This window comes from Mesorhizobium sp. M0139 (genome assembly GCF_040322455.1).
In the GTDB taxonomy this organism is placed as follows: Bacteria; Pseudomonadota; Alphaproteobacteria; order Rhizobiales; family Rhizobiaceae; genus Mesorhizobium.
The window spans coordinates 79031-97682 of sequence record NZ_JAMYTN010000020.1 but is presented as its reverse complement, the minus strand read 5'-3'; the positions used below and the strand labels follow the sequence as shown (position 1 = coordinate 97682).

The window sequence follows — 18652 nt, the reverse complement described above, 5'->3', positions numbered from 1 at the left end:
CCCCACAACCCGCCACCCCGCATCCGCTTTTGTGGCGTGGGCTCTTTTTTTTGAAAAATACACACCACCCCTGGCTAGCTTCGCGCTACACCTCTCCCCCGATCGACGGGGTAGAGGAAGGACGCGAACTTCATTCAGCCAGGCTCCCTTCCTCTCCCTCCGGAGGGGGGAGAGGTGGCGCTGCGAAGCAGCGACGGAGTGGGGGAACCACCTGGCAACCGTCTCGCCCCGTTGCCGGGCAGAAGGAAGGCAGCTACGCATGACGCGCCCAGCCATCTCCAAAAAGTCATCCTGGCCTCGCTGGGCCCGGCGCGGCCTCATGGAAAACATTGCGACGGCGCTCATCGCCGTCGGCTTCCTGATGCTGTTCCAGCCTTTCGCGCTCGCGCTCTACACCTACTCCTTCATCACCATGCTCGCCGGCACAGTGATGTTCATCATCGTCTCGAAATTCCCGGAATAATCATGGCCGAAATCCGCGTCCAACATTTGAGAAAGGCCTTCGGCGATTTCGTCGCCGTGCAGGACTCCAGCTTCATCGTCGAGGATGGCGAGTTCTTCGTCATGCTTGGCCCGTCGGGCTGCGGCAAGACCACGACGCTGCGCATGATCGCCGGGCTGGAACTGCCTACGGGCGGCCAGATCCTGCTCGGCGGCGAGGATGTCACCATGCGCCGGGCGCGGGAGCGGGACATCGCCTTCGTGTTCCAGCTGTTCGCGCTCTATCCGCATATGAATGTGCGCAAGAACATTGGCTTCCCGCTTCTCGCGCAAGGCATGCCCTCGGCCGAGATTCGAAGCCGTGTCGAGGAAACGGCGAAGCTGCTGCGCATCGACCATCTGCTCAACAAATCGGTCTCGGGCCTTGCCGGCGGCGACCGCCAGCGCGTGGCGCTCGGTCGCGCCATCGTGCGACGGCCAAAATGCTTCCTGATGGACGAGCCGCTCGGCACGCTCGACACCGAATTCCGCGATCTGATGGTGCATGAGCTGCGCGAGCTGCACAACCGCATCCATGCCACCACCGTCTATGTCACGCACGACCAGATGGAAGCGATGTCGATGGCCGACAAGATCGCCGTCATGAACCATGGCGTCATCGAACAGTTCGGCAGCCCGCGCGAAATCTACGACCGCCCGGCAACCATGTTCGTCGCCGACTTCATCGGCTCGCCGCCGATGAATTTCCTGGGCTTCGGTGGCGGGCTGGCGAAGGGGGCGAAGGAAATCGTCGTCCAGGGCGCCAAGGTGGCGGTGCCGGAAGTGCGCGAGGAAATTGCGCCCGCCGACATGGCGCTCGGCATCCGTCCCGAGCACATCCGTTTCGACGATGCGTCGAAACTGCGCGGCGCCATCTACGGCACCGAATATCTCGGCACGACGCAGATCGTGGCGGTGGAGACGGCGGACGGCATCATCAAGGCGCGGGTGCCGGCCGAAATCCGGCTCGCTTCCGGCGATCATGTCGGGCTGACGTTGAACAGCGCGCGGCTGTCGCTGTTCGACAAGGGCTCGGGTCGGGCGGTGCGCACCGCGATCCACGATACCGCCTCTCAAGGGAGAGCGCAGCATGGCTGACGTGCACATCAAGGGCGTGACCAAAAGCTTTGGCGATCATGTCGCCGTCAATGGCCTCGACCTCAACATCGCCGATGGCGAATTCGTCGTGCTGCTCGGCCCGACCGGCGCCGGCAAGACGACGACGCTGAGATTGATCGCCGGACTGGAGCGGCCGGATGGCGGCAGGATCGATATTGGCGGCCACGATGCGACGACGCTGTCGCCGGCCGAGCGCGACACCGCTTTCGTCTTCCAGCAATATTCGCTCTACCCGCATCTGTCAGTCTACGACAACCTCGCCTTCCCGCTGCGCTCGCCGGCGCGGAAAGTACCGGAGGACCAGATTCGCCGCCGCGTCGAAGAGGTGGCGAAGATGGTGCGCATCCACCACAAGCTGAACAACCGCTCGACCAAGCTGTCGGGCGGTGAAATGCAGCGCGTCGCCATCGGTCGCGCCCTAGTGCGGAAGCCATCGATCTATCTGATGGACGAACCGCTGTCGTCGCTGGATGCCAAATTGCGCGCCGATCTCAGGCTCGAACTCAAGCGTATCCAGGCCGAACTCGGCGCCACCATGCTGTACGTCACCCACGATCAGATCGAGGCGATGACCATGGCCGACCGCATCGGCATCCTCAATGACGGCGTGCTGGTGCAGATCGGCACGCCGCGCATGATCTATTCGGAGCCGGCAAACCTTCATGTCGCGGCCCGCCTCGGCCAGCCGGCGATCAACCTGCTGCCGGCCGGGCTGCTGCCTGATGGTGGGGCGCCGACCGGAACCAAGACCATCGGCGCGCGCACCGAGCATCTGTCGATCGAGAAGGCCGCAAACGGCCATGCCGACGGCGTCGTCGACTGGGTCGAACATCTCGGGGACCAGAACCATCTGCATGTTACGGTCGGCCCGAAGAAACTGGTGACGCTCACCGACCCCGATACGGATCTGGCCGAGGGCGACAAAGTGGTGATCCGCTACCGCTCGCCACTTTATTTCGGCGCCGACGGACAAAGACTGATGTGAGGTTTTCGGTGTCTCGCCAAGGGCACGGCACCGGCTTCTGATTGACGAATACAGGACGAATTCGATGAAGCACTTTTTCAGCCGCAGGGAAACGATCGTCACCGAGGCGCTGGACGGGCTGTTGCGGACTATCGGTTCCGGCGATCTCGCGCGCCTCGACGGTTACCCCGAGATCAAGGTCGTGCTGCGCGCCGACTGGGACAAGGCGAAAGTTGCCGTCGTCTCCGGTGGCGGCGCCGGACACGAACCGTCTCATGCCGGCTTTGTCGGCAAGGGCATGCTGACGGCGGCGGTTTCGGGCGAGATCTTTGCCTCGCCCAGCGTCGAGGCGGTGCTGGCGGCCATCCGCGCGGTGACCGGCCCCGCCGGCTGCCTGCTGATCGTCAAGAACTACACCGGCGACCGGCTCAATTTCGGCCTGGCGGCCGAGAAGGCGCGCGCCGAGGGGTTTCGCGTCGAGATGGCGATCGTTGCCGACGACATCGCCCTGCCGGGTATCAACCAGCCGCGCGGCGTCGCCGGCACCTTGTTCGTGCACAAGATCGCCGGCCATTTGGCGGAGACCGGTCAGGACTTGGCAGCCGTTGCTACAGCCGCTCGCGCGGCGGCGAAGGACATCGTCTCGCTCGGCATGTCGCTGTCGTCCTGCTCGATCCCCGGCCAGCCACATGAAGAGCGGTTCGGCGAAAATGACGGCGAACTCGGCCTCGGCATCCATGGCGAGCCGGGCGTCGAGCGCATCGCGGTGCAAAGCGCCGACAAGCTGGTGGCGATCATGGCGGAGCGGCTGGCCGCGCGGCTCGACCCGAACGCCAGCCACGCGTTGCTCATCAACAATCTCGGCTCGGTGCCGCCGCTTGAGATGTCGCTGGTCGCCAATGCCGTGCTGGCCTCGCCGCTGGCCAAGACCGTGAAGCTTGCGATCGGCCCCGGACCGCTGATGACGGCGCTCAACATGAACGGTTTTTCGCTGTCGCTGATCAAGCTCGATGCGGCGCGCGAGGCAGCCTTGCTGGCGCCTGTCGGCCCACATGCCTGGATGCCGGCCAAAACCGTCGTCGCGCCGGCTATCGTGCCTATGGCGAAAGCGGCTGGAAACAGCGCAGCCCAAAGGGCCAGCCAGGATTCCGGCACCAGGCGTTTGATCATCACGGTCTGCGAACGGCTGATCGCGCTCGAAGAGACACTGAACGGGCTCGACGCCAAGGCGGGCGATGGCGATACCGGTTCGACGGTTGCGACCGGCGCGCGCAGCGTGCTGGAACGGCTCGATGCGCTGCCGCTGGCCGACCCTGCCGCCACGCTTGCGGCTATAGGCGATAGTCTGGGCGTCGCAATGGGCGGCTCCTCAGGCGTCTTGCTGTCGATCTTCTTCACGGCGGCGGCTCAGGCTTCGAACGGCGGAGCAACCCTGTCCAAGGCGCTGCTTGCCGGGCTTGACCGGATGACCTTCTATGGCGGCGCGAGGGTCGGCGACCGCACCATGGTCGATGCCTTGGAGCCGGGGCTGAAGGCGCTCGATGCCAAGGGGCTGGATGCCGCGGCTACAGCGGCACGGCACGGCGCCGAGGCGACCGCGGCCATGGAGAAGGCGAAGGCCGGGCGCTCCGCCTATGTCGGCACCAAATTGCAGGGCGTAGTCGACCCTGGCGCCCATGCCGTGGCCGAAGTGTTCGCGGCCGCCGCGCTGCATGCAACGGCCTGACGGCATGCTTAGATTGTCGAATGAAAACTCTTGCGATACTGCCGGCAGGATCGAAACCGGGAATCTGGACATGGCAGCGTTCGACCTTGCCAGGCTGATCACCGCCGCCGCGGACACGATCGCCGCTCACTCGGAAGAGTTGACCGCGCTCGACCAGGCGATCGGCGACGGTGACCATGGGCTGAACATGAAGCGCGGGTTTGAGGCCTTGCGTGCCGATGCCGAGGCGTTTTCGGCCAAGCCGCTGCCCGAGGCGCTGAAGGCGATCGGCACCAAGCTGGTGATGACGGTTGGCGGTGCATCCGGGCCGCTCTTCGGTACATTGTTCCTGGCGCTGGGCAAGGAGATTTCGGGAGAGCCGGATCGTGCCAATCTGGCGGCTGCTTTCGGCAAGGCAATCGAAGCTGTGGCCGCCAGAGGCAAATCCCAGGTCGGTCAAAAGACCATGCTCGATGTGCTGCAACCTGTGCAGGACGCGTTGGTCGAAGGAAAGACGGCCATGGAAATTGCAGATATCGCCGACATGGCTGCCGAGGCGACCGTGCCGATGAAGGCAACACGCGGTCGCGCCTCATTCCTCGGCGACCGCTCAATCGGTCATATGGATGCCGGCGGACGCTCTGTGGCGCTGCTGGTGCGGACCGTCGCCGAAACCGTCGAGGGCCAAGCATGAGCAATGTCGGCATCGTCATCGTCTCGCATTCGCCGCTGGTTGCCGAAGGCACGGCCGACATGGTGCGGCAGATGGTGGGCGACGAAGTGCCGCTTGCATGGTGCGGCGGAAACGGCCATGGCGGGCTCGGCACCAGCGTCGAAGCGATCATGGGCGCCATCGACAAGGCGTGGTCGGAGGCGGGCGTCGCCATACTGGTCGATCTCGGCGGCGCCGAGACCAATTCGGAAATGGCGGTGGAAATGATCGGCGAGCCGCGGGCGCTCAGGATTATCGTCTGCAACGCGCCGATCGTCGAAGGCGCGGTGATGGCTGCGACGGAGGCGTCCGGCGGGGCCTCGCTGAAGGAAGTGGTGGCGACGGCGCATGAATTGTCGCCGTCGTGAGCGAACGGGAATTTTGACCTGATGTCCGCATTTGCCGAGGCCACCGTCCTGATCACCCACGAGGTAGGTCTGCACGCGCGCCCTTCGGTGAAGTTCACCAAGCTTGCCAAGAGCTTTGCCGCCGAGGTGGAGATTGCGCTTGCCGCCAACGGCCCATGGTTCGACGCCAAGAGCATCGTCAAGGTGATGGCGGCCAGGGCGCCGAAAGGCACCATGCTGCACATCCGGGCCACAGGCGACGGCGCCGATGATGCCGTGAGAGCGCTGGTCGAGCTGGTGCGGCGCGGTTTCGACGAAGGCGCGGGCCATGCCCGAACCGCTTAGGCTGCAAGGCATTTCGGCCTCCGCCGGCTACGCCGAGGGGCCGCTGTTCAATCTCGACAACGGCACCGCGCACTACACGGGCAAGGCGAGCGCCGCGGACGAGAAGGCCGCATTGGAAGCAGCTATCGCCAGCGCGACGGACCGGCTCGCGACCCTGATCGAAACCGCCGATGACGAGGCCGCCGGCATTCTCGAATTCCAGCTCGCCATGCTTGGGGACGAGGCACTGACCGGCCCGGCTTTTGCCGCGATCGCGTCCGGCATGCCGGCTGACATGGCCTGGCGACAGGCGCTGGACGCCGAGATCTCCGGCTACGAAACGTCAGACCAGGACTATTTCCGGGCTCGCGCCGCCGATATCAGCGATATCCGCGACCGCGTGCTGCGCGCCCTTACCGAGGAGCAGGAGAGCGCTCCACCAGCGGGCGCCATTCTCTATGGCGAGGACATCGCGCCGACGCGCTTTCTCGAGACCGACTGGAGCACCGGCGGCGGCATCGCGCTGAAGGCCGGCAGCGCCGCCAGCCACGTCGCCATGCTGGCGCGCTCGCGCGGCGTGCCGATGGTTGTGGGGCTTGGCGCTTCGCCGGCTAATCCCGTCGGTCTGGCTCTGCTCGATGCGGAGCATGGCGGTATCGTGCTTTCGCCGACCACGACCGAGATCGAAGCGTTCCACCGGTCCTCGTCCTCGTTTGTGGCACATCGAGACAAGGCCGGAGTCTATCTCGCGAAACCGGCGGTAACCCGGGCCGGGACGACAGTGCGCGTGCAGGTCAACATCGCCGATCCGTCCGAGGTCGACGGCATCGACATTTCGACCTGCGACGGGGTCGGGCTGATGCGCACCGAATTCCTGTTCGGCAAGGCGCCGCCGGACGAGGAGACGCAATACCAGGCCTATCGCAAGGTGCTGGAATGGGCAGGCGACAAGCCGGTGACCATCCGTACCGTCGACGCCGGCGGCGACAAGCCGGTGCCGGGCTTCACCGTCGAGGAGAGCAACCCGTTCCTCGGGCTGCGTGGCATCAGGCTGTCGCTGGCAAGGCCGGAGGTGTTTCGCGTACAGATCCGGGCGCTGCTGCGCGCGGCGGTGCACGGCAATCTGAAGGTGATGTTTCCGATGATCGCCGTCGCGGAGGAATACCAACGCGCCGCCGCTCTGTTCGTGGAGGAGCAGGCCGGGCTTGCCGCGCGCGGCATCGCGCAAAAAATGCCGCCGCTCGGCATCATGGTCGAGGTGCCTTCGGTGGCGATCGCGCCGGAGGCGTTCGCCGATGTCGCCTTCTTCTCGATCGGTTCGAACGATCTGACCCAATATGTAATGGCGGCTGCCCGCGATAACGCAGCCGTGGCGCATCTTAATTCTGTCCGCCATCCCGCCGTGTTGCGGCTGATCGGCTCGGTTGCCGCTTTTGGCCTGCGCGCGAAAATCCCAGTCAGCCTGTGCGGCGATGCCGGCGGCGATCCGGCATCGATCCCGGCACTGCTCGAGGCCGGCCTGCGGGATCTCTCGGTGGCTCCCGCCCAACTCGCCATGGCCAAGGCGGCCATCTCGGATGCATCGGTCTAGGATGACTGAGATGGCCGACAAGACACCAGAAGCCGGCTCCGAAGAGGCGATCCGCGCCTACAAGACGATCCTGTCGCAGGTCATCGACCAGCGACCGTCGGGTATGCGACAACGCCTTGCCGACGCGCTTGGCAAGCACCGCAGCTTCGTCACCCAGATTTCCAGCGCGGCCTATTCGACCCCGATCCCGTCAAAACATCTGCCGGCTATTTTTTCGGTCTGCCATTTCAGTCCGGCCGAGCGCGATCAGTTTCTGGCTGCCTATCATCTGGCGCATCCCGGCAAGATGTCGGTTGCGGCAGGCATGCGCAAGACCCGGCATGTCTCGCTGATCGTGCCCGATTTCGGCGACGACAAGCAGAATGCAGCGCTCGACAAGGCGATCAACGAATTCATCCAGAAGATCACCAGCATCACCGGCAGGAGTGGTGGCTGATCGTGTTGTGTCGGGAGGACACATGAAGAAGTTTATGAATTCCGTCGACACGGTGCTGACCGAAAGCCTCAACGGCTTCGTTGCAGCTCATGCCGACATCCTGGTGCTGGGCGAGGAGCACAAATTCATTCGCCGCAAGGTGATGAAGCCGGGGAAGGTGGCGCTGATCTCGGGCGGCGGTTCCGGCCACGAGCCGTTGCATGCCGGCTTTGTCGGTCACGGCATGCTGGACGCCGCCTGCCCCGGCCAGGTCTTCACCTCGCCAACGCCGGACCAGATACTGGCGGCGGCCGCCGCCGTCGATACCGGCGCCGGCTGCCTGTTCATCGTCAAGAACTATGAAGGCGACGTGATGAATTTCGACATGGCCGGCGAAATGGCCGACGGCGTCCTGCAGGTGGTGATCAATGATGACGTCGCCGTCGAGAATTCGTCCTTTACGACCGGCCGGCGCGGCGTCGCCGGCACGCTGGTGGTGGAGAAGATCGTCGGCGCCGCCGCCGAGCAAGGCATGGCGCTGGCGGATCTCAAGGCGCTCGGCGGTCGCATCAACAGCGCGACGCGTTCGATGGGCGTGGCGCTGACCAGTTGCACGGTGCCGGCGGCCGGCAGGCCGACCTTCGAGATTGGTGATGGCGAGATGGAATTCGGCGTCGGCATTCATGGCGAGCCCGGCCGGCGTCGCGACACGTTGAAAAGCGCCGATGCGATCGCCGAAGAGATTTGCGCCGCGATCCTGGGCGATCTCGGCGACAGGGCGAAAGGCCCGGCACTGTTGTTCATCAACGGCTTTGGCGGCACGCCGCTGATGGAGCTCTATCTGATGTACAACAGCGCCCGAAACATCTTCGAAAAACAGGGCGTGACGGTGACCCGCTCGCTGGTCGGGTCCTACGTGACATCGCTCGACATGGCCGGCTGCTCGATCACGCTGACCATGCTGGATGACGAGGTAACGTCAATGTGGGACGCGCCGGTGCACACAGCCGCGCTGCGCTGGGGACTGTAACGGAGGGGCCTTGCCCATATCCCGAACAGGCGGCTTATGAACTTGCCTTAGCCTGCGGGACCGGACGGACCGTTACCCGCAGTCACGCCGACAGATTGCCCGCCTGCAGCGCGGCTTGCCTTGCGGCCGACCGCTCCGGCTTCATCCAAACCGAAGCCGTAGAAGTCTTATCGCGGTATCGGCAGCGACGGCCCGGCCACCACGCTGGACAACTTTCCTGCCTTGCGCAGCACGGGCGCTTCATACTTTTTCTTGGCCATTCCAAACACCCTTTTCAGTCAAGTGCAAAAGAATGGACCGAAACCGTGGAAAGTCAATTCATGAGCTGGTTCTGCCACCACACGCTGGCTTCATGCATGCTTTTCTGCAACATACGCTCCTCTGAGTTGGTTGTTTGACGCAATTCCGGACGGGAATTGCTGATGTGGGCGAACGCAATCCGGGTTTGATGCTGCCATCTCTTGCGCCTGCCGATGAAAAACTGCTGCTGACCTTCGCCGACCCGGAGGCGACGGTTGCCATTGGCCGTGACGTTGCTGCCGAAAGCTTGCTGGCACTGCTCGCCAATGCCGAGTTCCACGGCGTGCTGCCGATCATGCTGCGCAAGCTCAGCGAGATCGGCGACGCCCAACTGCCTGCGGACGCAGCCTTGCGGCAAAAGCTGTCGGAACTGCGTGATCGCTCGACGCTGGCGACCGGCCAATCGATGCTGCTGCAATATCATGGCGACCGCATCATGAAGGCATTGGCGGCGAAAAATGTTCCGGCCCGCATCGTCAAGGGTCCGGTCTTCGCACGCAAACTTTACCGCCACGCCGCTGACCGGCCGTTCACCGACATCGACATTCTGGTCGAGCCGGCCAGCATCATTGAAGCCAACACGGTGATTGCCGGATGCGGCTTCGAGCTCTGGAGCGGCGAGGCGCAGTCGCAGGATCTGCAGGAGTTCAAGTGGCTGGAGAAGGAGAATACCAGCCTGCTGATCGAACTGCACGGCAACCTGGTGCATGATTCCGGCATGCGGCGGCGGCTGTCGCTGGGCTTTCGCGAATTGCAGATCATCGACGGCAGCGAGGCCGACACGCCGGCCGCGCTGCTGACCATCGCCATTGTCCACGCCGCCGGCGGGCACAAGTTCCACCGGCTGCAGCTTTGCGTCGATGTGCTGCAGGGCGTGCGCGCGCTGCGGTCGCCCGCGGATGAAGACCGGCTTTTCGAGGCGGCGCGCATCAGCGGCATCGAGCTCGAACTGGCGACGGTTCTCAATGTGACGGGGCGGCTGTTTGATGCACCGCGCGCGATCGAACTGGCCGACCGCATCAAGCCCGACCTCTCGATATTTTTGGCCAAATGGCTGATCACCGGCGATACGCTGCTCGGCGTCAATTCCAGGGACAAGATGCATTCGCGCCTGCGCCGCGACGCCTTCCGCTGGATCCAGCGCCTCGCCAGGCCAAAGCCGCATTCTGCCTGAAGTGTGCTTTAGTCCCGCGCCGCCAGCGCCGAGCGGATCAGCGGGGCCGCCTCGGCCGGGTTCGCGCCGACTTCCAGGGTAAATGTCGGGACGGCTTTGACCAGCGTTGCGATGGTTGCCATGCGGCGCTTCTGCGCCGGCAAAAGGCCGGTCATGCCGGTCCTGACATTGTCGGTGGCAAGCGCCACCATGGCGTCTGTCCTGGTCATGGGCACGAGCCGGGTTTGCGCGTCCGCCGAGCGGGCGAGATGAAACAGTGCCGCAACCGGTCTGCCGACAGTTTCCTCGATGCGGATGATCTCGGCGAGACGTTCCAGCGAGACGGCCTGCTCGCCATTGGCGTCCCATTTGTCGCCAAGGCAAGGCGCCACGAAGGGCAGCATTGCCGCGGTGTGGCGGTGGACCTTCACCTTGCGCGGCAAGCCCCAGGCCGTGATGCCGCCACCGGCCAAAACCTTGAGGATCATGGCGTCATCCGAGCACAGGCCGAAACCTTGCGACGCCAGCGCCAGCGACGTCGTTGACTTGCCGGTGCCGCTCGGCGCATGGATCAGCACGAGCGCCTCGCGGCCGGGCAATGTCAGGCCGGCGGTGTGCAGCATGTGCTGGTCGCCGGCATCAAGTGCTGCATCCAGCACCATCATCAGCACCGTCCATTTGACCTTGGCATCGGGATGGACTCGTATCTCGGCCCAGCCTCCATCGGCATTGATCGAGACGGTCTGCAGGCCGGGAAAGACCAGATGAACGGTGCCGCCACCGTCGATCAGCCGGCAATGGCCGTCCTCCGGCACCTCGCCGTCGAAAGCGAGTTTTCCGGCAGGCGATTCCGGTAACTCCCGCGTCTCGACGATGTCGACGCGGAAATCGGGCTCGACCGGCCCGCTCACGCGCAACGTGCCGAGCAAGAGGTCGAAGCTCGGCCAGAGATCGGCCCGCGAGGCCGATATGCTGATGACCTGGCCCTGGAGATCATAGCAGAAGGTGGTCGCCGGACCGGTCAAGCAGCGTGCGCCTTTCCGGCATCGGCGTGATGGCGATAGATCTGCACCATGCCGGGGAGGCTGTCCGAGACCACCGGGCGGCCATCGAGACAGACCCAGCAATGGGCAGACATACGCGGCGCCTGCATCGACTTCGGATCGACGCCGAAGCGCAGATCCGGATCGAAGCCGGCAAAGCGCAGGAAGCGGTGGGCGAGCAGGCCCTCGCGCAGGCATCTGCGGTCGCGCATCAGCCAGGGGTGCCGGACGGTCCGGTTGACGGCAGCGACGATGTAGGCTGACGACAGGCCGCGATAAGGGGTGGGTGCGCTGAGCGGCGCCCATTTCAGCACCGATTCGAAGCTGCGGCGGCCGATCAGGGTCGGCATCAGCCGCGCGCTTGCCCATAAATGGACACGAAACAAAGCGCGCAGGAGAACGCCGTCCACCATCAGGGAGCCGGGTCGGCGAGAATGCCTTCGCTCACCAGTTCGGCGGCCAGCGCCGCCATGTCCTGGTCGAGCGTGCCCTTGTCGACCTCGAACTCGTCAGACAACAGGACGACGATCTGGTCAAGGCTGCGGGCGCCGTCCACCTTGTCGAGAAAGGCTTCGGTGGTGCCGTTGCAGGTGTAAAGCTGGCCGCTGCGCGCCAAGAGCACGACGGCGCCATCGCCGACATGCTGGACCGAGGCGTCGTCCGCCAGCCGCAGAACCATTTCAGAACCGATTTGGGCCATGGAGCCCCTCCACCATTTTCCTGGAGAGCAGATAGCGCGGCGATGCGGGTCTGTCCATTGCGCGGACGAGAGGGAGAACAAGCCGGCCTGACCGTTCTGTGGCAATCCGGCAACGCCACCATCCTCACGACACAGGCAACCGAAGCCTAATGGAGACATCCAATTTCAGATTGTGGTAACTTCCACATCATTCAGAGCCTGAGAACGGGGAAGCACCCCAGAAATAGTCGGTGATTGCGGCTGGGAATCACCGCCGCAAACGGTCAAGCCAGCTATCTCGCAGGGTCAAGGTGTTGCTTTTCTTACCTAAAGTAAGCTATGGAGTCGCGGGGTTTTGGGAGAGCATTGGGTATGCGTTACAACTGGGAGCGGGCGCCGACCGCGTTCGAACGTCATCGAAAAGCGTTGGCAGCCGCCATATTGATTGCGGGTGGCGTCGGGCTGATGCTGGCGGCCTTGCCGCTTTAAGACTGATATCCGACACGAACGCCCTGCTTTCTCCGGGCGCATGAGCTTTTTCTGCCTGCCACAAGACGGGCCGCGGCTTAGCGTGCATGGCCGGTTACGGCGATGAAGCGGCGGTCGCGTCCTTCGAAGCCCTGGCTGAAGCGCTGCACCAGCACCGCCACTACCGCCGGCCTGCCGGGCGGGGTGTATTCGTAGGATTCCGACAGGCTGTAGGAAGTCGGGCAGTTGCGCGAGCCCGGCACGGCCTTGTCCTCGTGCAGCACCTTGAACGGCTTGCCGTCCTGCCCCTGCAGCGACAGGCGGAAGCCGCGGGCCTTGCCCGTCTTGTCCCCTTCAAGTGTCTTGTCGCCTTGAAGTGTCTTGTCGCCCGGAAGAACTTGGTCGCTTGGCTTCGCGTCATCAAAGCTTGCCGAGCAATCCTCCTTGCTGTCGGCAAGGATCTCATCGAGTTGGATGGTCGAAATCTGTGTTTCGCCATAGAACGGCGACAGCCATTTCTGCGCGGCCTGATCGAGGCGACGGATGTCGTTGTAGTCGACCGTGTCGTCCGGGAAGGTGAACCTGTCGGAGGCCGTGCGCGTGCCGCGCTCGGCGATGGCATATTTGGCCAGGATTGGCGCGGCCTGCTTTGCGGCCTGCGCCCGTGCCTGCTCCACCGTCGTGGTCGCCTCTTCCGATTCATCGAGGACAAGGATCGGCTTGCCGCCGACGAACTCGTCTGTGCTTGTGTCGATGATGTCGATCTGCGACCAGCCGGAAACGGCAGCGTCGAGCTCGCCATATTGCTCGAAGGCGAAATATTTGCCGTCGGGGGAAAAGCCGATGATGCGCCGCGCGGCGGCATCGCCGGCCTGGGCGGCGAAAACGATCGTCAACAGCAGCGCTGCTCCAACGGCAGATCCAACCCCGTATCGTACCGTCATTGCGCGCCCTGCCCCGATTTCAAACCCGGCCATGGTGCCTGCAATTTATGGCCAAGGCGAGATCGGCCAAGCCCCAAATTTCGGGAAAGACATGGCATTTGGGGAAAGACGTGGCCGGGAAAACCCGCATAGGCTATTGCAAGATAGAGAGTTTTCCCGAGGAGGGATGAATGGCGTCACGCTACCACGAGGTCTATGACGGCTGGAAACGCGACCCGGAACAATTCTGGGCCGATGCGGCCGAGGCGATCGACTGGTATTCGCCGTGGGCCAGCGTCTTCGATGCCAAGGCGGGCGTTTACGGGCGCTGGTTCAACGGCGCCAGCTGCAACACCTGCTTCAACGCTCTCGATCGCCATGTCGCAGGCGGCCGCGCCGACCAGATCGCACTTATCTACGACAGCGCGATTACCGGCACGGTCAAGAAATTCACCTATGCCGAATTGAAGCGCGAAGTGGTAGCGCTGACTTCGGTGCTCAAGAACCGCGGCATTCGCAAAGGCGACCGCGTCATCATCTACATGCCGATGGTGGCCGAAGCGGCGGTCGCGATGCTTGCCTGTGCCCGCATCGGCGCGGTGCATTCGGTGGTGTTCGGCGGCTTTGCCTCGCACGAGCTCGCCACCCGCATCGACGACGCCAAGCCGAAGCTGGTCATCTCCGCGTCCTGCGGCCTGGAGCCTGGACGTGTCGTGGCCTACAAGCCGCTGCTCGACAAGGCGATCGAAATGTCCCGCCACAAGCCGGACGCCTGCCTGATCCTGCAGCGCGACCAGCTGCGCTGCGATCTGAGGGAGCATTACGATATCGATTTTGCCGACGCCGTTGCCCGCGAGCGCGCCGCGGGCGCCAACGTCGATTGCGTTCCGGTGCTCGCCACCGACCCGCTCTACATCATCTACACCTCCGGCACGACCGGCCAGCCTAAGGGCATCGTGCGCGACAATGGCGGCCACATGGTCGCGCTCAAATGGACGATGGAAAACGAATTCGGCGTCAGACCGGGCGAAGTGTTCTGGGCGGCCTCCGATGTCGGCTGGGTGGTCGGCCATTCCTACATCGTTTACGGACCGCTGCTGCATGGTGCGACAAGCGTGCTGTTCGAGGGCAAGCCGATCGGCACACCCGACGCCGGCACCTATTGGCGGGTGATCGCCGAACACGGCGTGGTCGCGCTGTTCACCGCGCCGACAGCCTTCCGCGCCATCAAGGGGCAGGACCCCAAGGGCGAATTCGTGCCGAACTACGATCTGTCGAAATTCCGCACTCTGTTCCTGGCCGGCGAACGCGCAGACCCGGAAACCATCAAATGGGCGGAGCAGAAACTCAACGTGCCGGTGGTCGATCATTGGTGGCAGACCGAGACCGGCTCGCCGATGACCATCAACCCGGCGGGCCTCGGCCTGCTGCCGGTGAAATACGGCTCGCCCGGCGTGCCGATGCCGGGCTACGACATTCGCGTGCTCGACGATGCCGGCCATGAAGTGCCGCGCGGCACACTTGGCAATGTGGTGGTGAAACTGCCGCTGCCGGCCGGCTGCCTGCCGACGCTGTGGAATGCCGACGAGCGTTTCCGGCAAGCCTATCTCGAGGAATTTCCCGGCTTCTACAAGACGGCCGATGCCGGCATGATCGACGAGGACGGCTACCTCTATGTCATGGCGCGCACAGACGACATCATCAATGTCGCCGGACACCGGCTGTCGACCGGAGCCATGGAGGAGGTGCTTTCAGCGCATCCCGATGTTGCCGAATGCGCCGTCATCGGCGTCGCTGACGCTATGAAGGGCCAGGTCCCGCTCGGCTTCGTCGTGCTCAATGCCGGTGTGTCGCGCGATACCGCTGCCATCGAAGGCGAAGTGGTGGGGCTGGTGCGCGAACGGATCGGCCCGGTCGCCGCCTTCAAGACGGTGGTGACGATCAAGCGCCTGCCTAAAACGCGCTCCGGCAAGATCCTGCGCGGCACCATGCAGAAGATCGCCGACAAGGAAGAATGGACGATGCCGGCGACCATCGACGATCCCGCCATTCTTGACGAGATCACCGCGGCGCTCAAAGCCCGCGGCATCGGGGTCTGACAGCCCCAGTGGCGTTGTTTCAGCGGTCCAGACCTCCCCGGCCGGCGCCGCGCGAGCGCCTGGAAATGGATATGGACGACACCGTCGTCTACGCGATCGGCGACGTGCATGGCTGCTACAAGGAATTGCTGTCGCTGGAGCAGAAGATCCAGCTCGACGCGCTGCAATTTCGCGGCCGCAAGATTATCGTCATGCTCGGCGACTATATCGATCGCGGGCCGCAATCGGCGCGCGTGCTCGATCATGTCTTGGCGCTACCGCCAACAGGGTTCCTGCGCGTCTGCCTGGCGGGAAACCACGAAGTGGCGATGCTGAACTATCTCGACGGATATCTGTCGCGGGACCGCTGGCTGGCGGTCGGCGGCCGCGAGACGCTGTTTTCCTATGGGGTCGATCCGGCGCGGCTTGCCAGCCTCTATGCCTCGAGCGACGAGGTCGACCGGCGCGTGAAGGAAGTCATTCCGGCCAGCCATATCGACTTTCTGCGCAGCCTGCCGGTGCTGCTCTGTTCGGATAAATTCGTTTTCGTCCATGCCGGCATCAGGCCGGGTATCGACCTGGTCGCACAGGATGAGCAGGACCTGCTCAACATCCGCGACGAGTTCTTCAACACCGCCCATCTGCTCGACCGCTTTGTGGTGCATGGGCACACGCCGGTCGATATCCCCAGGCTTGACGGGCGAAGGCTCGGGATCGACACCGGCGCCTTTCAAAGCGGCCGGCTGACAGCGCTCAGGATCGCGGGTAAATTCGGCAAGCTGATCTTTTCCTGACCTGCCGTGCTTCTTCGTTTGAGCGTGATCCTTTCCGAAAACCGGATCCGCTTTTCCGGATCACGCTCCTTTTCAGGATCGCGCTCCGTTCAGGCGGCGGTCTTGGCCCGCACGTCCGATTTCTCCAGATAGTAGGTCGAATAGCGGTCGAAGAACTTTTCCGAGCCGCCGAGCGAGCCGTATTTCGGCAGCTTCTTCAGATCGACCTTGTTGAGCACGGCGCCGACGACCTTGCTTGCGACGTAGGGTTCCTGCTCCAGCAGCGAGCGCACCATGGCGCGCGGCGTGCGGCCCCATTCGGCAACCAGCACGAAGCCGTCGACCAGCGGCGCAAACGCCTTGGCGTCGACCACGGGGCCGAGCGGCGGCAGGTCGACGATGATGTACTCGAACGTCTCCTTGGCGTTGTCGATGAAGCGCCGCATGCCGGCCGACGACAGCAGCTCGCTGGTATGCGAGAACTGCCCACGCAGCACGGCCGGGATGATCGCCAGCTTGGTCTGGCGGTCGACTTTGCCGACCGACTGCCAGGTCTGGCCGTTGACCACGGCCTCCATCAGCCCCTGCTCGGCCTCCATGCCGAGGTTGCGGCTGAGGCCAGGATTGCGCAGATCGGCGTCGATCAAAAGCGTCTTCGAGCCGTTGGCGGCCAGCAATCCGGCGAGATTGGCGGCGACCGTAGACTTGCCCTCGCCGGGCAGGACCGAGACCACGCCTATGACCCGGCTGCCTTGCCCTTCCATGACGACGTCGAAGGCGATCTTGGCGTTGCGCAGCGTTTCGGAGAACATCGATGCCGGCGCATCGACGCTGACCCGCATGCGCGCGCGTTTCTCGACCGCCGACAATGTGTTGGCGCCTTTGGCATCCGCCGCACCGTCGTCGGCGTCCTTGCCGAGCCTGCCGCCGATCATCGGCAAATAGCCGAGGAATTTGAGGCCGACGCGATCGCGAATGTCCTCGCCGGTCCTGAAGAAGCGCTCGTTGAACTCATTCAGGCCACCAAAGCCGGCGCCAAGCAGCACGCCAAGCACCAGCGACAGCGCCAGCACCCTGGAGGTGCGCGGGCTTGAGGCGGAAAGCGGCGTTGAGGCATCCGAGATGATGCGGACCTTGCCGACCGGGAAGGATTGCTGCTGCGAGGCCTCCTCGTAGCGGCTAAGGAAGGTCTGGTAGAGCGTGGTCAGCGCCTGCGCCTGCTGGTCGAGTTCGCGCAGTTTGACCTGGCTCTGGTTGTCGATGGAGCTCTTGCCGGCCGCGTCGGCGATCTTCTGCCTCAGTGAGGTCTCGCGTGAAAGCGCGACTTCATATTCGTTGCGATAACTTTCGGTCAGTTGCTTCAACTCGCCGAAAATCTGGGTCGACAGGTCGGCCTTTTCCTTGGCCAGCGCCACCGCCTGCGGATGGTCGGCGCCGAAATTGGCCGTCACGTCCTGCAGCCGCTTGGCCACTGTGAGATAGCGGGTCTTGAGCGTTGCAATGACGGAGCTTGCCGGCTGATCGCTTGAGATGGCGGAATCGTTGAAGGCATTGTCCGAGCCGCTTTCGACGATGGTCTTGTATTGCTGATAGCGGGCGCTGGCGCGCGCCGTATCGGCCTGCGCGACGATCAGTTGCGCGGTGAGATCGGCAATCTGCTTGTCGCTGATCAGCTGGCCGTCGCTGTTGGCGGCCAGACCATGCTCGGCCCTGAATTTCTCGACCGCCATAGCGGCCGCCTGTGAGTTCTGACGAAGCTCGGTCAGCCGGCCCTGCAGCCAGACCGCAGCGCGTTCGGTGGCGTCGAAGCTGGCGTTGAGCTGGTCGGCGAGATAGGCGTCGGCATAGGCCTTGGTGATGGCGGTGGCGAGCGCCGGATTGGTCGACTGGTAACCGATGGCGAGCACATAGGAGCGGCCGTTGCGCTGCGCCAGCACCTCGCTCTGCAGCTTCAGCACGGCATAGTCGTGGCGCGCCGTCTGCATCATGGCCTGGCGTGTCGCCTCATCGACGTTTTCCATGCCGGGAATCTGCTCGGCGGAACTTGAGCGGAAATAGCCGATCACGCCGCGCACGAAGCCGATGCCCTTGACCAGCGCCGATTGCGGCGGGTTCATGAACTCTGCGTTCTGGTCGAGTTTCAGCTTGTCGACCACCACCGAGGCCAGCCGCGCCGAGGTGATGATTTCGATCTGGCTGAGCAGGGCGGCGTCGGTCTGCATGGTGACGGAAGCAGCCGAGATGTCGTCGATGACCTTGTTCAGGCCTTCGTCGATCAGCACGCTGGCGACCGACATGTATTGCTTGGGCGTGGTCTGCAGATAGAGCAACCCCAGGAACAGGCCGATGATGGCGCAGACCGCCACCACCTTGACCTGACGCGCCGCCATGCCAAGCAGGCGCTCGACGTCGATGAAGTCTTCACCCTTTTCCTGATCGGGGTTGGGCAACGGCATCCTCTTGTCGAGAGGAAAGCTGGCATAATTCATCTTCGATCCAATTCTAGGTTACAGGCGCCGGAGCGAGACGGGGCACCTCGCCCGGAGCT

General features: G+C 63.9%; 18 protein-coding genes. 13 read left to right on the top strand and 5 right to left on the bottom strand.

Features of this window, described 5'->3' with window-relative positions; translation table 11 throughout:
• The first annotated feature begins 259 nt into the window (after positions 1-259).
• From NKJ58_RS27435 to NKJ58_RS27385, 11 genes are all read left to right on the top strand, one after another.
• Positions 260-463, top strand: a complete 204-nt coding sequence (locus NKJ58_RS27435) for a hypothetical protein (RefSeq protein WP_023694181.1) — start codon at positions 260-262, stop codon at positions 461-463.
• A gap of 2 nt (positions 464-465) precedes the next feature.
• Positions 466-1578 (top strand): ABC transporter ATP-binding protein, encoded by a 1113-nt coding sequence (locus NKJ58_RS27430; RefSeq protein ID WP_352854229.1) that lies wholly within the window; start codon positions 466-468, stop codon positions 1576-1578.
• Positions 1571-2584, top strand: coding sequence for an ABC transporter ATP-binding protein (locus NKJ58_RS27425; protein WP_352854226.1), 1014 nt, complete (start codon positions 1571-1573; stop codon positions 2582-2584). The genes NKJ58_RS27430 and NKJ58_RS27425 overlap by 8 nt, the downstream gene beginning before the upstream one ends.
• A 64-nt stretch (positions 2585-2648) precedes the next feature.
• Positions 2649-4289: a dihydroxyacetone kinase subunit DhaK gene (locus NKJ58_RS27420; protein ID WP_352854224.1), complete on the top strand. Its 1641-nt coding sequence runs from the start codon at positions 2649-2651 to the stop codon at positions 4287-4289.
• A 70-nt stretch (positions 4290-4359) separates the two neighbouring features.
• Positions 4360-4962, top strand: coding sequence for a dihydroxyacetone kinase subunit DhaL (dhaL, locus tag NKJ58_RS27415; RefSeq protein ID WP_023668780.1), 603 nt, complete (start codon positions 4360-4362; stop codon positions 4960-4962).
• Entirely contained in the window at positions 4959-5348 is a 390-nt protein-coding gene (dhaM, locus tag NKJ58_RS27410; protein ID WP_023725850.1) for a dihydroxyacetone kinase phosphoryl donor subunit DhaM, read from the top strand. Before dhaL ends, dhaM begins: the two co-directional genes overlap by 4 nt.
• A gap of 21 nt (positions 5349-5369) precedes the next feature.
• The gene (locus tag NKJ58_RS27405; RefSeq protein WP_352854222.1) at positions 5370-5672 is read left to right on the top strand and encodes an HPr family phosphocarrier protein; all 303 of its coding nucleotides are present in this window, start codon (positions 5370-5372) and stop codon (positions 5670-5672) included.
• Positions 5656-7242 (top strand): phosphoenolpyruvate--protein phosphotransferase, encoded by a 1587-nt coding sequence (ptsP, locus tag NKJ58_RS27400; protein WP_352854219.1) that lies wholly within the window; start codon positions 5656-5658, stop codon positions 7240-7242. The genes NKJ58_RS27405 and ptsP overlap by 17 nt, the downstream gene beginning before the upstream one ends.
• Before the next feature lie 10 nt (positions 7243-7252).
• Positions 7253-7678 (top strand): hypothetical protein, encoded by a 426-nt coding sequence (locus NKJ58_RS27395; RefSeq protein ID WP_023668784.1) that lies wholly within the window; start codon positions 7253-7255, stop codon positions 7676-7678.
• A gap of 22 nt (positions 7679-7700) precedes the next feature.
• Positions 7701-8687 carry a dihydroxyacetone kinase subunit DhaK gene (gene dhaK, locus NKJ58_RS27390; protein WP_023694188.1) on the top strand — a complete coding sequence of 329 codons (987 nt, stop codon included), beginning with the start codon at positions 7701-7703 and terminating at the stop codon, positions 8685-8687.
• Positions 8688-9135: 448 nt separating this feature from the next.
• Complete coding sequence (locus NKJ58_RS27385) at positions 9136-10161, top strand: nucleotidyltransferase family protein (RefSeq protein ID WP_023668787.1); 1026 nt, start codon at positions 9136-9138, stop codon at positions 10159-10161.
• A gap of 8 nt (positions 10162-10169) precedes the next feature.
• Here the strand turns inward: NKJ58_RS27385 and NKJ58_RS27380 are convergent, their stop codons facing one another.
• From NKJ58_RS27380 to NKJ58_RS27365, 4 genes are all read right to left on the bottom strand, one after another.
• Positions 10170-11165, bottom strand: coding sequence for a phosphoenolpyruvate carboxykinase (ATP) (locus NKJ58_RS27380; RefSeq protein WP_023694189.1), 996 nt, complete (start codon positions 11163-11165; stop codon positions 10170-10172).
• Complete coding sequence (locus tag NKJ58_RS27375; RefSeq protein WP_023668789.1) at positions 11162-11596, bottom strand: lasso peptide biosynthesis B2 protein; 435 nt, start codon at positions 11594-11596, stop codon at positions 11162-11164. The genes NKJ58_RS27380 and NKJ58_RS27375 overlap by 4 nt, the downstream gene beginning before the upstream one ends.
• Positions 11596-11883, bottom strand: a complete 288-nt coding sequence (locus tag NKJ58_RS27370; RefSeq protein ID WP_023684213.1) for a PqqD family protein — start codon at positions 11881-11883, stop codon at positions 11596-11598. The genes NKJ58_RS27375 and NKJ58_RS27370 overlap by 1 nt, the downstream gene beginning before the upstream one ends.
• Before the next feature lie 545 nt (positions 11884-12428).
• Entirely contained in the window at positions 12429-13226 is a 798-nt protein-coding gene (locus NKJ58_RS27365; RefSeq protein ID WP_352518572.1) for a DUF2259 domain-containing protein, read from the bottom strand.
• A gap of 218 nt (positions 13227-13444) precedes the next feature.
• Between NKJ58_RS27365 and NKJ58_RS27360 the strand changes: the two genes are divergently transcribed.
• Both NKJ58_RS27360 and NKJ58_RS27355 read left to right on the top strand, forming a co-directional pair.
• Positions 13445-15352, top strand: coding sequence for a propionyl-CoA synthetase (locus NKJ58_RS27360; RefSeq protein ID WP_023732537.1), 1908 nt, complete (start codon positions 13445-13447; stop codon positions 15350-15352).
• A 71-nt stretch (positions 15353-15423) separates the two neighbouring features.
• Complete coding sequence (locus NKJ58_RS27355) at positions 15424-16125, top strand: metallophosphoesterase family protein (RefSeq protein WP_245266110.1); 702 nt, start codon at positions 15424-15426, stop codon at positions 16123-16125.
• Between the two features lie 89 nt (positions 16126-16214).
• Here NKJ58_RS27355 and NKJ58_RS27350 read toward each other — a convergent pair whose 3' ends face one another.
• Positions 16215-18593, bottom strand: coding sequence for a polysaccharide biosynthesis tyrosine autokinase (locus NKJ58_RS27350; RefSeq protein ID WP_023684218.1), 2379 nt, complete (start codon positions 18591-18593; stop codon positions 16215-16217).
• Positions 18594-18652: the final 59 nt, after the last annotated feature.

Coding starts and splice junctions, on each gene's coding strand:
- NKJ58_RS27395 (WP_023668784.1), top strand. CDS start 7,253: ATGGCCGACAAGACACCAGAAGCCGGCTCCGAAGAGGCGATCCGCGCC.
- NKJ58_RS27360 (WP_023732537.1), top strand. CDS start 13,445: ATGGCGTCACGCTACCACGAGGTCTATGACGGCTGGAAACGCGACCCG.
- NKJ58_RS27405 (WP_352854222.1), top strand. CDS start 5,370: ATGTCCGCATTTGCCGAGGCCACCGTCCTGATCACCCACGAGGTAGGT.
- dhaK (WP_023694188.1), top strand. CDS start 7,701: ATGAAGAAGTTTATGAATTCCGTCGACACGGTGCTGACCGAAAGCCTC.
- NKJ58_RS27375 (WP_023668789.1), bottom strand. CDS start 11,596: ATGGTGGACGGCGTTCTCCTGCGCGCTTTGTTTCGTGTCCATTTATGG.
- NKJ58_RS27430 (WP_352854229.1), top strand. CDS start 466: ATGGCCGAAATCCGCGTCCAACATTTGAGAAAGGCCTTCGGCGATTTC.
- NKJ58_RS27385 (WP_023668787.1), top strand. CDS start 9,136: ATGCTGCCATCTCTTGCGCCTGCCGATGAAAAACTGCTGCTGACCTTC.
- dhaL (WP_023668780.1), top strand. CDS start 4,360: ATGGCAGCGTTCGACCTTGCCAGGCTGATCACCGCCGCCGCGGACACG.
- NKJ58_RS27420 (WP_352854224.1), top strand. CDS start 2,649: ATGAAGCACTTTTTCAGCCGCAGGGAAACGATCGTCACCGAGGCGCTG.
- NKJ58_RS27435 (WP_023694181.1), top strand. CDS start 260: ATGACGCGCCCAGCCATCTCCAAAAAGTCATCCTGGCCTCGCTGGGCC.
- ptsP (WP_352854219.1), top strand. CDS start 5,656: ATGCCCGAACCGCTTAGGCTGCAAGGCATTTCGGCCTCCGCCGGCTAC.
- NKJ58_RS27350 (WP_023684218.1), bottom strand. CDS start 18,593: ATGAATTATGCCAGCTTTCCTCTCGACAAGAGGATGCCGTTGCCCAAC.
- dhaM (WP_023725850.1), top strand. CDS start 4,959: ATGAGCAATGTCGGCATCGTCATCGTCTCGCATTCGCCGCTGGTTGCC.
- NKJ58_RS27425 (WP_352854226.1), top strand. CDS start 1,571: ATGGCTGACGTGCACATCAAGGGCGTGACCAAAAGCTTTGGCGATCAT.
- NKJ58_RS27355 (WP_245266110.1), top strand. CDS start 15,424: ATGGACGACACCGTCGTCTACGCGATCGGCGACGTGCATGGCTGCTAC.
- NKJ58_RS27370 (WP_023684213.1), bottom strand. CDS start 11,883: ATGGCCCAAATCGGTTCTGAAATGGTTCTGCGGCTGGCGGACGACGCC.